The following is a 13,300-nucleotide window of genomic DNA, read 5'->3' on the forward strand; positions in this document are numbered from 1 at the left end:
CCGTTGCCCTGGGTCAACGGATGCACGATGCAGGATGCAGGATCTTCGGGGCCTGCATCCATACAGATCGGCTCGGGCAATCGATCCTCTCCTGCGCGAGGTCCGTTTCCCCACCTGTGGCGTCATCCGATGCGCTTCGGTTATATTGCGGTCATTCGTCCCGCCTACCGATGACTCGTACGACACCCATGCGACGCTTTCAACGCATTTCGACTTCGCTGCTCGCACTCGCCCTGCTTGCCTCGCCGGCCTGCCAGACGGCACCGCCAGCCTCCAGCGCCGCGACATCCCCGGAGGACGCCCTCGCCGGCTTCCAGATCGCCGGCGGCTTCTCCATCGAGCTTTTCGCCGCCGAGCCGCTCGTCACCGACCCCGTCGCGATGGAAATCGACGAGCAGGGCCGGCTCTACGTCGTCGAGATGCCCGGCTACCCGCTCGACGTGAGCCCCAGCGGCCGCATCAAGCGGCTCGAGGACACGGACGGCGACGGAATCCCGGACCGCAGCACCGTTTTCGCCGACGGCATCGTGCTACCTACGGGCATCATGCGCTGGAAACAGGGCATCCTCGTCACCGCGCCGCCCGAGCTGATCTATTTTGAGGATACGGACGGCGACGGCCGCGCGGACCGCCGGGAAACGATGCTGTCCGGTTTCGCGCTGTCCAACCCCCAGCACAACTTCAATAAGCCGTATTTCGGGCTCGACAACTGGATCTACCTCGCGAACGAGGGCACCGTCGGCACCGACGACTACGCCGACCTGTTCGGCGACGTGGGCTCCGAGGTCTTCTTCCCCGCCCGGCCCGACGCCGGCCGGCTCGGACGCAACGGCGAACACCGCAACGTGCGGCTCAAGCCGGACCACTTCGAGGTGGAGGCGCTATCCAGCCGTTCCCAGTTCGGGATGGCGTTCGACGACTGGGGGCACCGCTTCACGCTCAACAACGCGCGTCCGCAGTTTCACGAGGTGATCGCCAACCGTTATCTGACCCGCAATCCCTTGCTGCCGGTCCAGTTCGCCATCCAGTACACGCCAGCGTACGGGCAGAACACGGCCGTCTATCCCATCACGGACAACCCCGAGCACCAGCTGCTCACCGACCGCGGCATGATCACGTCGGCGACGGGCATCACGCTCTACCAGGCCGACCTCTTCCCCCCGGAATTCCACCACGTCAGCTTCGTCGGCGAGCCCGTGCACAACCTCGTCCACGCGCTGCGCACGGTCGAGTCCGGCCCGACCTTCCGCTCGGAGCGGATCGAGGCGCACCGGGAATTCCTCGCCTCGCGGGACGCCTGGTTTCGGCCCGTCAATTTTTATATCGGCCCGGATGGGGCGCTGTATGTGGTCGACTACTACCGCCAGATCATCGAGCATCCGGAGTGGATGGACGAGGCCACGATCAACTCGGGCAACCTGTACAACGGCAACGACCGCGGCCGCATCTACCGGATCGCCCCCACCGGCGCGCCGGCGGCGGACTGGCTCGACAACGATCCGCTTGAAGCGGCCTCCACCGACGCGCTCGTCGCGCAGCTCGCCAACGGCAACATCTGGTGGCGGCGGAACGCCCAGCGCCTGCTGCTCGATCGGCAGGATGCGGCCGCCGTGCCGGCGTTGACCGCGCTCGCCGCGGGGGCATCGCCCCTGGGCCGCGTGCACGCGCTGTGGACGCTGGACGGACTCGGGGCGCTGACGCCATCCCTCATCGAGGGGGCTCTGCAGGATGCCGTCGCCGGCATCCGCGAAAACGCGATCGTCCTGGCCGAGTCGCGCCTGGACGCCCGGCCCGACCTCCTGGACGCGCTCGCCCGGTTGGAAAACGACGCCAATGCGCGCGTGCGCTTCCAGCTATTGTGTACGCTGGGCTTTTTCGATACCCCGCAGAGCCGCACGATCCGTCAGCGCATGCTCAGTCGCGATCTCGAGGATCCCTGGATGCAGATCGCCGCGCTCTCCGCGCCCGATCGCGTCGACGACGCCTACCTGGCCCGGGCGGTCGCCACCGCCGGCCGCGAGGCCACGCCGGGGCGCGCCACTTATCTGGAGCGCGTCGGCTATCTGGCGGCCGCGCAGAAAGACGAACGTTTTTACACATCCACCGCCGACCGGCTGACGCGCCGGCCGGCTCCCTATCCGATGTGGCAAACCACGGCCTTGCTTCGCGGCCTGGCCCAGGGCACGCCCCGCAACGCGCCGTTCACCTCCGCCGCGGCGCCCCATGCGCTGGCCGCGTTCACCCGTTCCGAGGAGCCCGAGGCACGGACCGCCTTCCTGGCGCTGCTCGACAAAACCGGGCTCCCCGATGCGACGATCGTTTCCGCCGCCATTGACGCCGCCCGGAGCGGCGCCGCAGATACCCGGCGTACGCCGGCGCTGCGCGCCCAGGACATCCAGCTGCTCGCCATGCACGACCCCGATGCGCACGAACAGCTCCTGACCGCGCTGATCGTACCGACGGAGCACCCTGACGTCCAGACCGCGGCGGTGCGGGCGCTCAAGAACGTGGAAGACGCCGGCATCGGCGACGTGCTGATCGAACGGTGGGCCGGGCTCACGCCGGCGGTGCGCGACGTAGCCCTCGACGTCCTGATGGGCTCCCCCGAACGCGCCGCGCGGCTGCTGGACGCCGTGGAAGCCGGCACGATCCAGCGCTCGTCGCTGGGGTGGAATCGGACCGTGGTGCTGATGCGCGATTGGGCCGGACCGCTGCGCGACCGCGCCCGGGCGCTGCTCAGCGAAGAACCCGGCGCCCGCGAGCAGATTGTCGCCACCTACATGGCGTCACTGGGGGGAGACGGCAGGGTCGATGCCGGCCAGGCCAACTTTGAGCGGGTTTGCGGGACCTGCCACCAGGTCGGCGGCGCGCACGGCACGGCCTTCGGCCCCGACCTCGCCACCGTACGCCACTGGTCGCCCGAGGCACTCGTCGCCAAAATCCTCATGCCCCAGCGCTCGGTCTCCGACGGGTATGAACTGTGGTCCGTCGAACGCACGTCCGGCGAAACGGTCACCGGTCTCCTCGCCGCGGATTCCCCTTCCAGCATCACCATCCGCACGCCGGCCCGGGAAGACATCACCATCCCCCGCACCGAGGTCGTCACCATGCAAAACCTGAATCAGACCATGATGCCCACGGGCCTCGAAGCCGCCCTCGATCAGCAGCAGATGGTGGATTTGATCGCGTTTTTGCGGTTCAATTAAGAGCGGAAGGCTTTGGAACGGCCTTTGGCCGTGGACATGAGATAGGGCTGTCAGGAACGGCCTGCGGCCGTGGACATGAGGCTTTACGGGCAGAAACGGCCTGCGGCCGTGGACATGATTCGCGGCGAGGTGCGCTCGAGCGTTTCGACATATCGCTTCCATCTTCTACCGTCATGTAGGACCACTTGAGGTCCAGCCCAGCTGCCGCCACCATTGGTAATCCGGTATGTCCGAAAGCCGCTCGCCGAAGGAGATCGGAAACTTGCGGTATTTCACTTCACGTTGCATGACGCGTACGCATTGCCTGGATGGAACGAACTGATGACTGCTTCCCAGGGCAGCCGGCAAGTCTAGCAGTATCGCAACCTTCCGGCAAGCCTAGCGTTGTGACAGAAGTACCATCGTCGGAAGGAGCCGGCGGGGCGGCTAATGCCCGCCAGGCGTCGATGACCTCGCCGGCCCGCGCCACTCGGCGGCCCCTATCGCGGCAAGCGACGCGCCGCCCTCTATTGCGTCCCCAGACGGACCAGTGCGGCAGGCGCCCGCCAGGCATCGCCCGGCCCGTCGGGTCGATGCAGGCCGTCTGCGGTGCGGGGACGTGGACCGATTCCGAACCGCCGTCAGCCAGGCCCCGCGCGCCATCCGTCAGGATCCGGAGGGCGAACGACGCCGCCGGCGCAGCGCTGGATCCACACCACTCCCGCCGGCCCCGACGCCAGGAGGTCGACGTCACCCAGGAAGGCGACGAGGCGTTCCTGGGCATCCGGCGGAATCCGGTCAGTGGGATGTTCGGGTCGAACGATACCCATCCCCCGCCGGCGCGCACCCGCCGGGCGAGCGCGCCGGCTGTCGCCGCCGTGACCTCGCCCAGGAAGGCCGTGCCGTTGATGTGCAACGCGGCATCGGGTGGATGCAGCGCGTCGGCCACGTCCTCCAGCGGCAGGGTCTGGTCCGCGCTCCGGCGGTTGACGATCTGTCGACGTCGCGCGCCGGCCGTCCGCGCCGTAGGCGGTGAACGCGCGCCGCACGTGGAGCCGGTCGGGGTCCACGCCGAGGGTGCTGGTCGAAACCCCCGGCGTTCGGACCTATTTCCCGAGGAAGCGGCCGGCAGGGTGGTCTTCCACGCGGCTCATCAGCACGGGCGCCACGCCGAAGGTGCAGGGCCCCACCGCCACGTTGGCCGCCGCGCCGCGGCGCACTGCAGAACGTGCGCGTCTCGGCGGGGACGGCCCTCGGCCCCCGTGTAATCAACGATCACTTCACCGGGCAAGCCGATCTTCACATGTTCTTCACGGAGTATACTGCCGATTTCCTGGCCGGCGCGCCGGTTATCTCTTCCTGCAACGCGATAGTCGCCATGGGTGCCTCTTTGCCTCCTTCTACCTTGCTGGCGGCTGCTGGCGGGATCCCGCCGCCCTTCAGCCGCGTCGCGCCATATATCGGGGTGTTTTGTGTTGGGGCTGGCCGGCCCATAGCAGCTCGGACCCACGCTGCCCGCGCTCGCGGAGCAGACGGGCGTCACCCTGCGAAAAGCATCGGCTTCGTGTTTACGGCGCGCATGGTGGGGTATATGGTGATATTTGCTTTTTCATCGGCCGGCTGATCGACGGCCGCCGACCATCCGCTCATCGGAGGCGCGCTGGAGCACGATGGCGGCGATCATGCTGCTGGTGCCGCACATCCGCTCGCTGCCGTTGCTGTTGCTGCTCGTCTTCCACGGCTCGGCCAGTGCGACGGCGGATATCGGCACCAACACCCTGCTCAGGACGTTCGCGAAAAGTGGGACCGTACCTGAACGGGCTCCATTTCTGCTTCGGCAGCGCGTTTCTCACGCCCCATCCTCGTCGCCAGGGCCTTCCACTTCACCGGTCACCGCTGTTCGCCTACTGGGCATCGGCGTATGCGCCATCGGTCGCGATATGGGTGATCCCGTCCAGCCCGAGGTCACCGTCCGACCGCACGGACATGTCGAGGCGCCCGACCTCCGGACGTGTCCATGCTGGTGTTCTTCTTCCGCTTCATGTACGCCGGCATCAGCCGGCTTTCGGCTGGATCTACCTACGCCATCCCGAGCGCGGCCTCGCCCGGGTGGATACCGCCACGGCGCACCAACTCGACGTTCTCGGGCGGACTGATGGTGGGCCGGCTGATGTCGGTCTACATGTCGAGACGCTACCTTCCCCGCCGATCCTGCGGGTGCACCTCATCTGGGCGATCGTGAGCATCGGCATGGTGGCGCAAGCACCGTCCTGCCGGCGCTGATCTGGGTCGGGGCGCTGAACCTGGGCTGGCGGCGTCGACCATTTTCCCCACCGCGCTCGCCTTCGCCGAGCGCAACATCGAGCGGCAACATCACGACGTTTTATCTCGGCAGCACGTCGGGTCGATGACCTTGCCGCTCTGACCGGCTCTGATCGACGCCGTAGGCGGGAGCTGGCGATCATGGTCACGTGGCGTGTGCGCCTTCGCGGCCCTCGCCGATATGCAGCTGATCATCAGATATGGAAGAAATCGTGAAGGCACCAAATGCCCACAATAGGGCCCAGCGGACGGTCGTTATCGCCATGCTGGCGACAGCGCCCCCCGGCGCACTGTGTTTTATCAGGAAATCCGCTATTTTCCGGTCGCGGTCGTGGACCGCTCGTGCTATTACGAACACCCTGCATCATGATTGAGGTAAACGGACTCACCAAGACGTACGGATCCGAACGCGCGGTGAACGCGATATCGCTCGAGGTCCGTCAGGAGAGGTGCTTGGCTTTCGGCCGAACGGCGCGGGCAAGACCACGACGATGAAGGTCATCACGTGTTATCTCCCGCCTTCCGAAGGCACCGTCCTCGTGGACGGGCTCGACGTCCGCAAGGACGGTCTCGAAATCCGGACGCAAGATCGGCTACCTCCCCGAGCACACGCCGCTATATCACGACATGCAGGTATACGACTACCTGTCGTTTGTCGCGGCGATGCGCGGCGCCGGCCGGCGACCGATCAAAGCGCATCGCCCAGATGGCCGATTGTATGCGGCCTGGGCTCCGTGCTCGGAAAAGATCGACGCCCCGTCCAAAGGCTACCGGCAACGGGTGGGCCCTGCCCAGGCGATGATCCACAACCCCCCCATCGTCATCCTCGACGAGCCGACGTCGGGCCTCGACCCCAACCAGATCGTCGAGATCCGGAGCTCATCAAGGCCATCGGCACAGAGCGGACGGTCATCCTTTCCACCCACATCCTTTCGGAAGTGGAAGCCCCGTGCGATCGCGTGCTCATCATCAACAAGGGCTCGATCGAGGCGGACGGCACGCCGGACGAGCTGCGCACCATGTACCGCGGCGCGCAGATCCGTTTCGGCCTCCAGCACGCCGGCGCGGACGTGGCCCCGCCCTGGAAGCCTGGGCAAAGGCCCGCATCACGGGCCAGCTCGTTCAGGACGGCGAGACGCTCACCCTGTCCACCGACCTCAAGGAAGACCTCCGGCCCGAACTCTTCCGCATGGCGGTAGACCGGGGCTGGACGCTCACCGAGCTGCACCGCAACCAGGCCAACTTGGAAGACATCTTCCGTCAGCCACCACCACGGCCTGACGGGCCGCCTCATCGTTTGTTGTCGCTACGATCATGCATGAAACCTGGACCCTGACGAAGCGCGAGTTGCACGCCTATTTCGACAGCCCGGCGGCGTACGTCGTGCTGAGCGTGTTTCTCCTGTTCACCGGCTGGTTCTTCTTCAGCAACCCGCTGTTTATCGAAAACGTCGCGTCCCTGCGTACGTTGTTCGAGTTCGCCCTGTTCCATCTTCTCCTCTTTTTCGTGCCGGCGATCAACATGTCGCTCTTCGCCGAGGAGCGCCGCGCCGCACGCTCGAGCTGCTGCTCACGATGCCCATCCGCGACTGGCAGATCATCGTCGGCAAGCTGCTCGCCGCGACGGTGCTGCTATGGCCGCCCGCGTTGACCTTCGTATACGCCATCACATTCTCCATCCTGGGCGACCTCGACTTCGGGCCACTGCCGGCGGCTACCTCGGCTTCCCTGCTCTTCGGGCCGTCGTGCGTGCCGATCGGGCTCCTCGCGTCCAGCTTCCTGACGCGGAATCAGATCGTGGCGTTCATCCTCGGATTCGCCATCATTTTCGTGTGCTGTACAGCTGGATAAGGTGACGCTGTTCGTCCCCCAGTCGCTCGCCGGCATATTCCAGTATCTCAGCTCTGGATTACCACTCACAAAACCTGCTGCGCGGAGTCATCGACACGCGCGACATCCTGTACTACCTGTCGGTTACGGGATTCGCCTGTGTGCTGACGGCCTACAACCTGGCCCGCCGGCCTGAATGACCGCGCCGCCCCGGTCTGGCCGCGCCGTGCGGCCGCGCCGCCAGACCGGGACGCTGCATGTACCTGCAACATCTCCGAGACGCAAGCTTTTGCATCTCGGCAAGGACAAACCCATGAAACGCGACTGGAATACCCGTACGGCCCTGCTCCTGATCGCCTGATCCTGGTGGCGGTCAATCTGGTCGGCATGAACCTGTTCGGCCGGCTCGACCACCGACGACCGGGTCTACTCGTTGTCCGACGCCTCGATCGACATCGTCGAATCCCCTGCCCGACCCGATCACGATCAAGGCGTTTTTCACCGACAACCTGCCGGCGCCCCATAGCGACAACCGCCGCTTCAAGGATAAGCTCGACGACTACCGGCCTACGGCGGCGCCAATGTGCAATACGCGTTTCGTCGATCCCGTGGACGATGAGGAGCTGCAACAGGAAGCCGCCCGCTACCGCATCCCGCCCGTCCAGATCCAGGTCTTCGAACAGGACAACGTCCAGTTCAAGAACGCCTATATGGGCGTGGCCATCCTCTACGGCAACAAGCGGGAAGTCATCCCGTGTTCGAGGACCGCGCCACGCTCGAATACGACATCACGAGCGCCATCCGCCGGCTCAACGGACGCCCTGCCGTCCATCGGATTCTGAGCGAGATGGCGCGCGATGCCGTCGTTCTATCAGCAGCTCGGGCGAAACTACGAGCGCAAGACGATCACCGTGGTGGATTCCACCGGCCGGCTCAGCGAGGCGCCCGACGCGCTGTTTATCGTCGCGCCCCGGGATTCGCTCCCCGAAGCCCACCTGCGCGCCATCGACACCTATCTGATGGAGGGCGGCCGGCTCGCCGTGCTCCTCAACCGCGTGGATGTGATCATCCAGGCCGGCCAGGCCTTCGAACACAACACGGCGCTCGAATCCCTGCTCGCCTCCTACGGCGTGGGGCTCCACACCGACCTCGTGATGGACGAGCAGAACGCCCCCATCTCGGTGCAGCGCCCGATGGGCTCCTACACGGTCAGCCAGCAGATCCCGTATCCGTTCCTGCCCGTCGTCACGAATTTCAACGCCGGCAACAACATGGTGAACCGGATCGGCAGCGCCATGCTGTTCTTCGCGAGCACCGTGGACACCTCGCTGGCCCTGCCGCCCGGCGCGACGCGTGAGATCCTGGCGTCCAGCACCCAGCGAAGCCAGCTCCAGGAAGGCTTTTTTATGATCCAGCCCGGCTTCCCGCCCGAGATGAACTTCTCCGACGGGCCGTTCCCGCTCGCGGCCGCCTACACGGGGTCCTTCCCCAGCGCCTATGAGCCGGGCGTCCAGAGCGCCGGCACGCGCATCGTGCTGGTGGGCGACGGCGATTTCATCAACGAGTCGATCGTCGGCGCCGTGCCCGGCAACATCAACCTGGGGCTTAACATGGCCGACTGGCTCGTCCAGGACGACGCGCTCCTCGCGATCCGGTCCAAGAGCAACGAACCGCGGGTCCTCCGCGAGACGTCGGAAGGCGCCCGCGCCTGGATCAAATACGGCAACATGCTCGCGCCCCTGCTCCTGCTGGTAGGCTTCGGCCTCTTCCGCTGGCAGAAACGCCGTTCGAGGCAGATCGTGCTGGCGCCCTGAAGCGCCGCGCGACCGCCATCGACTCCACCAACCTCGCTTCCCGCACCGATCCCATGCAACAACGTCAACTCCTCTGGTTGCTCGGCGCCCTCGTCGTCCTCGTGGGGATTGCTTTTGCAACAGGCTCTTTCAACAAAAACGCCTCCACGCTCGACCTCCCGGCGCTGAAGATCCCCGGCAACGAACTGACGCGCATCGTCATCACGCGCGGCGGATCGCCGTTCGCCTTCGAAAAACAGGAGGATGGATGGCAGGTCGTCGAGCCGATCGCCGGCAAGGCCGATAGCGCCCTCGTCGCCCAGCTCATCGCCAACCTCACCGCCATCGAGCTGGAGACCATCGTGTCGAACAACGAGGAACGGTATGCCGAATACGGCCTCGGCGAGGGGGAAAAGCAGGTGGACCTCATCTGGCCGAGCGGCGGCAAGACGATCCTGATCGGCGGCAACGGCCCCGATCTCCAGTCGTATTACCTGCGCATCGCCGGCGACCGCCGGGTGTACCTCACGAAGGGCCGCCTCAACCTGCCGGACGACACCGACCGCTGGCGCGACAAAACCGTCCTGGCCATCCCGCGCGGCAACATCGAGAAGGTCGTCGTCTCGGGCCCGGACGCCGGCTACGAACTCGCACTGACCGCCGAAGGATGGTCCATCTCCATCGACGGAGACGGCAGCGAGCCGGCGGACTCGTCCGCGGTGATGGACTGGCTCTCCCGCTTCGCGCCCCTCAAGGCCGCGGGCTTCATGCGCGGCACCACGGCCGCCGACATCAAGGCCAACGCCACGCATCAGGTCCACTTCAGCATTCCGGGCGCCGGCACCCAGACCCTCTGGATCGAGGCGCGCGAAACCGAACTCGCCGCCACGGCATCCGGCCAGGACACGGCCTACCGGCTCAACTTCAACCAGCTGGAGCAGCTCACTCCGCAAGCCGGCACCTTTGAGAACTAGCGCCGGGCTTCGCCGCGCGTCACTCCACCGTCACGCTCTTGGCCAGGTTTCGGGGCTGGTCGACGTTGCAGCCGCGCAGGACGGCGATGTGGTAGGATAGCAGCTGCAGCGGGATCGACGCGAGGATCGGCGAGAGGAACGGCTCGGTCGGCGGGATGTGGATGACATGCTCGCACAGCTCGTCGAGTTCGTGATTGCCTTCCTCGGTGATCGCGATGACCGAGCCCTGGCGGGCCACCACCTCCTCGATGTTGGAGATGACCTTGTCGTACGTCCCGTCTTTCAGGGCGATGAACACCACCGGCATTTGCCGGTCGATGAGCGCGATCGGCCCGTGTTTCATTTCCGCCGCCGGATATCCTTCCGCGTGGATGTACGAGATCTCCTTCAGCTTGAGCGCGCCTTCGAGCGCGACGGGGAAATTATAGCCGCGCCCGAGGTACAAAAAGTTCGTCGCGTAGCGGTACGTGGCGCTGAGCGAGCGGATCTCCTCGTCGATCTTGAGCACCTCGCGGACCTGGTCCGGCAGGCCGGCCAGCGCCCGGAGGTGATAGGCCATCGCCGCCGGCGTGAGCGTCCGCCCCTCCGCCAGTTTGAGCGCGATCATGCTCAGCACGAGCACCTGCGCGGTGAACGCCTTCGTCGACGCCACGCCGATTTCGGGCCCCGCATGGAGGTACACACCGGCGTCCGTCTCGCGCGCGATGGTCGAGCCGACCGCGTTGCAGATCCCGAGCACCGGGACGCCCTTCCGCTGCGCCTCGCGCACGGCGGCCAGCGTATCGGCCGTCTCGCCGCTCTGCGAGATCACGAGCACGATGTCTCCCTGGCGCAGAATCGGGTCGCGGTAGCGGAATTCGCTAGCGTATTCGACTTCCACCGGGATGCGGGCCAGCGCTTCGATGAGGTATTCGCCCACGAGGCCGGCGTGCCACGACGTCCCGCACGCGCAGATGATGATGCGGTTCGCATCCCGCAGCGTATCCATCACATCGATCAGGCCGCCGAGCAGGATCCGGTTTTCATCCACGAGGACACGGCCGCGCATGCAGTTCTCGAGCGAGGCCGGCTGCTCCATAATCTCCTTCAGCATGAAATGCGGATAACCGCTCTTTTCAATCTCCTCGAGATCCCATTCCAGTGCGTGCACCTCCTTCTCCAGCGGCACGTTGAGGATAGTGCGCACCTGATAGCCGCCGCGGCGGACTTCCACCATCTCGCCGTCGTTCAGGTAGACGACCTGGCGCGTGTGCTCCACGATCGCGGAGGCGTCGGAAGCCAGAAAAAACTCGCCATCCCCCACGCCCAGGATCAGCGGACTCCCCTTCCGGGCCGCCAGCAGCAAATCGGGATCGCTCTGGGAGACGATGACGATGCCGTAGGTGCCGGCGACCTGCGTGAGCGCCTGCTGCATCGCCTGCGGCAGCGGCAACCCCGTCTCCTTGCGGACGTCGTCGATCAGATGCACCAGCGCCTCGGTGTCGGTCTGACTCACGAACGTATACCCCTGCCGCGTCAGGCGTTCTCGGATGGTCTGGTAGTTTTCGATGATGCCGTTGTGCGCCAGCGCGAAATCGCCGTCGGCCGAGACGTGCGGGTGCGCGTTGATGTCGCTCGGGAAGCCGTGCGTCGCCCAGCGCGTGTGCCCGATGCCTAGCGTCCCGTTCATCCCGCCGGCGTTCAGCGAACCCGTCAGGTCGCTCACTTTCCCCTTCTTCTTCCGAACCGTCAGCACATCCTCGACGGTGGCGATGCCCGCCGAATCGTAGCCTCGGTATTCGAGACGCTGAAGACCTTGAACGAGAATGGGCTGGGCCTGACGATGCCCGATATATCCGACAATGCCGCACATAAGCGCTGGAAATCTAGGGTGAGATGAAATGCGGGGAGACGCACCGGAGGCACCCGATCACGGATCGTGCCGAACGGATGGGCGACGCGCCGGAGAAACGCAGGAGGCGCGTCGGGAGGTGGCTGCCGGCCCGATTCCCAACGCCGCCCCGATAGCGAGGTTTCAGCGGCCGGCGGGCGAGGTGACCGTGCGCCCCACGGCTTCCGCGATGAGCCGGATCTGCTGCATGAGTTCGACGAACTGCTCGAACAGCGCCGGGACCGTCGCAGCGCCGATTGCGGGTCGGGGTGGATGTCGATCAAGACCTGTGCGCGCCGGCGGCGTCGGCCGCGCGCGCCATCGGCGTCACCTTGTTGCGGAGCCCGGGGATGCCGTGGCTCGGATCGGCGAGGACGGGGAGGGCCTGGACTGCACCACCGGATGGAGGACAGATCGAGCGTATGCGTACGGTCGAATGTCCGGATGCCGCCCTCGCAGAGCATGACGGGCGTTGTTCTGGGTCAGGATTTTTCAGCCCCCATCAGCCAGTCCTCGATCCGGGCGGCGAGGCCGCGCTGCAGGGATCACCGGCTTGCCGGTCCGCGCCACCTCCGACAGCAGCACGTCGTTCTGCATGCCCTGCGCCGCCACGAGGAGGCCGTCCGCCGCGTCGGCGGCCTTTTCGACCAGCGTTCGTCGGCCACTCCGAGCACGAGGTTGAGGCCATGCCGGCTCGCGATGGCGCGGATCAGATCGACCCGATCGTCCGCCGGCCACTGCGGCGTGTGCGCGGCCTTCTTCGGGCGCAACAGACTCGTCCGCAGGAACCGGGCACGTTCTCCGACACCAGCAGGGTGGCCACCTGCTCCAGTTGTTCCTCCGACCTCGAACACCTGCGGTCCGGCCATCACCGCGACCCGGTCGCTGCCGATCGGAAATGCCGTTCACCCGATTACCGTAGGCCTGCTGCGCCGCCAGGTCCGGCTGGCGATCTTGCAGGGGCCGGTGACCTGATACACCTCGGCCACCCTCCAGCACCCGCACCTGGCGCAGATCGAAATCAGGCCGCACACCGATCGCGCCCAGCACCGTCTGATGCACGCCGCTCGATCGATGCACATCGAACCCGAACCGACCTCTCGCCCGATGACGGCCTCGATCAGCCTCTCTTCCACACCGGCTTGCATGACTACGACCATGGGGCAATCGGATTAAGGTTTAAGGATTAAAGATCAAGGATCAAGAATCAAGGATTGTGTTTACGGTCAGAAACAGTGAGGATGTTTGATCGCCAAAACATCCCTGAAACCATGAACTCAAACCTTGAACCCCTACTTGTACCGCTCCAGGGTAACCAAGATAGCGT

9 protein-coding genes and 1 pseudogene are annotated in these 13,300 nt (G+C 65.8%); 6 read left to right on the forward strand and 4 right to left on the reverse strand.

What is annotated here, in order from left to right:
* The first annotated feature begins 188 nt into the window (after positions 1-188).
* Entirely contained in the window at positions 189-3,206 is a 3,018-nt protein-coding gene (locus tag R2834_04170) for a c-type cytochrome (protein MEZ4699506.1), read from the forward strand.
* Positions 3,207-3,826: 620 nt separating this feature from the next.
* Here the strand turns inward: R2834_04170 and R2834_04175 are convergent.
* Together R2834_04175 and R2834_04180 are read right to left on the reverse strand one after the other, a co-directional pair.
* On the reverse strand, positions 3,827-4,015 hold the full coding sequence (locus tag R2834_04175) for a hypothetical protein (GenBank protein MEZ4699507.1): 189 nt from the start codon (positions 4,013-4,015) through the stop codon (positions 3,827-3,829).
* 779 nt (positions 4,016-4,794) lie between these two features.
* The gene (locus tag R2834_04180; protein MEZ4699508.1) at positions 4,795-4,956 is read right to left on the reverse strand and encodes a hypothetical protein; all 162 of its coding nucleotides are present in this window, start codon (positions 4,954-4,956) and stop codon (positions 4,795-4,797) included.
* Between the two features lie 246 nt (positions 4,957-5,202).
* On the opposite strand from R2834_04180, the gene R2834_04185 reads away from it, so the two are divergent.
* Complete coding sequence (locus R2834_04185; protein MEZ4699509.1) at positions 5,203-5,427, forward strand: hypothetical protein; 225 nt, start codon at positions 5,203-5,205, stop codon at positions 5,425-5,427.
* Between the two features lie 668 nt (positions 5,428-6,095).
* Positions 6,096-6,788: a hypothetical protein gene (locus R2834_04190; protein MEZ4699510.1), complete on the forward strand. Its 693-nt coding sequence runs from the start codon at positions 6,096-6,098 to the stop codon at positions 6,786-6,788.
* A 9-nt stretch (positions 6,789-6,797) separates the two neighbouring features.
* On the opposite strand, the gene R2834_04195 is transcribed toward R2834_04190, so the two are convergent.
* A complete protein-coding gene (locus R2834_04195; protein ID MEZ4699511.1) occupies positions 6,798-6,998 on the reverse strand; it encodes a hypothetical protein in 201 nt (66 codons plus the stop codon).
* An 83-nt stretch (positions 6,999-7,081) separates the two neighbouring features.
* Here R2834_04195 and R2834_04200 point away from each other — a divergent pair, with 83 nt between their 5' ends.
* The 3 genes and pseudogenes from R2834_04200 (at position 7,082) to R2834_04210 (ending at position 10,103) form a co-directional block, all read left to right on the forward strand.
* On the forward strand, positions 7,082-7,357 hold the full coding sequence (locus tag R2834_04200) for a hypothetical protein (GenBank protein ID MEZ4699512.1): 276 nt from the start codon (positions 7,082-7,084) through the stop codon (positions 7,355-7,357).
* 488 nt (positions 7,358-7,845) lie between these two features.
* Positions 7,846-9,150, forward strand: a pseudogene (locus R2834_04205) (Gldg family protein).
* A 53-nt stretch (positions 9,151-9,203) separates the two neighbouring features.
* The gene (locus R2834_04210; protein ID MEZ4699513.1) at positions 9,204-10,103 is read left to right on the forward strand and encodes a DUF4340 domain-containing protein; all 900 of its coding nucleotides are present in this window, start codon (positions 9,204-9,206) and stop codon (positions 10,101-10,103) included.
* A 19-nt stretch (positions 10,104-10,122) separates the two neighbouring features.
* Here R2834_04210 and glmS read toward each other — a convergent pair whose 3' ends face one another.
* A complete protein-coding gene (glmS, locus tag R2834_04215) occupies positions 10,123-11,955 on the reverse strand; it encodes a glutamine--fructose-6-phosphate transaminase (isomerizing) (protein MEZ4699514.1) in 1,833 nt (610 codons plus the stop codon).
* Positions 11,956-13,300: the final 1,345 nt, after the last annotated feature.

The sequence above is a fragment of the Rhodothermales bacterium genome, assembly GCA_041391505.1.
In the GTDB taxonomy this organism is placed as follows: domain Bacteria; phylum Bacteroidota; class Rhodothermia; order Rhodothermales; family JAHQVL01; genus JAWKNW01.

What these genes read in the sequence shown, in the direction of transcription:
- R2834_04170 (MEZ4699506.1), top strand. Translation starts at nt 189, where the DNA reads ATGCGACGCTTTCAACGCATTTCGACTTCGCTGCTCGCACTCGCCCTG.
- R2834_04175 (MEZ4699507.1), bottom strand. Translation starts at nt 4,015, where the DNA reads ATGGGTATCGTTCGACCCGAACATCCCACTGACCGGATTCCGCCGGAT.
- R2834_04185 (MEZ4699509.1), top strand. Translation starts at nt 5,203, where the DNA reads ATGCTGGTGTTCTTCTTCCGCTTCATGTACGCCGGCATCAGCCGGCTT.
- R2834_04195 (MEZ4699511.1), bottom strand. Translation starts at nt 6,998, where the DNA reads ATGGAACAGGGCGAACTCGAACAACGTACGCAGGGACGCGACGTTTTC.
- R2834_04200 (MEZ4699512.1), top strand. Translation starts at nt 7,082, where the DNA reads ATGCCCATCCGCGACTGGCAGATCATCGTCGGCAAGCTGCTCGCCGCG.
- R2834_04210 (MEZ4699513.1), top strand. Translation starts at nt 9,204, where the DNA reads ATGCAACAACGTCAACTCCTCTGGTTGCTCGGCGCCCTCGTCGTCCTC.
- glmS (MEZ4699514.1), bottom strand. Translation starts at nt 11,955, where the DNA reads ATGTGCGGCATTGTCGGATATATCGGGCATCGTCAGGCCCAGCCCATT.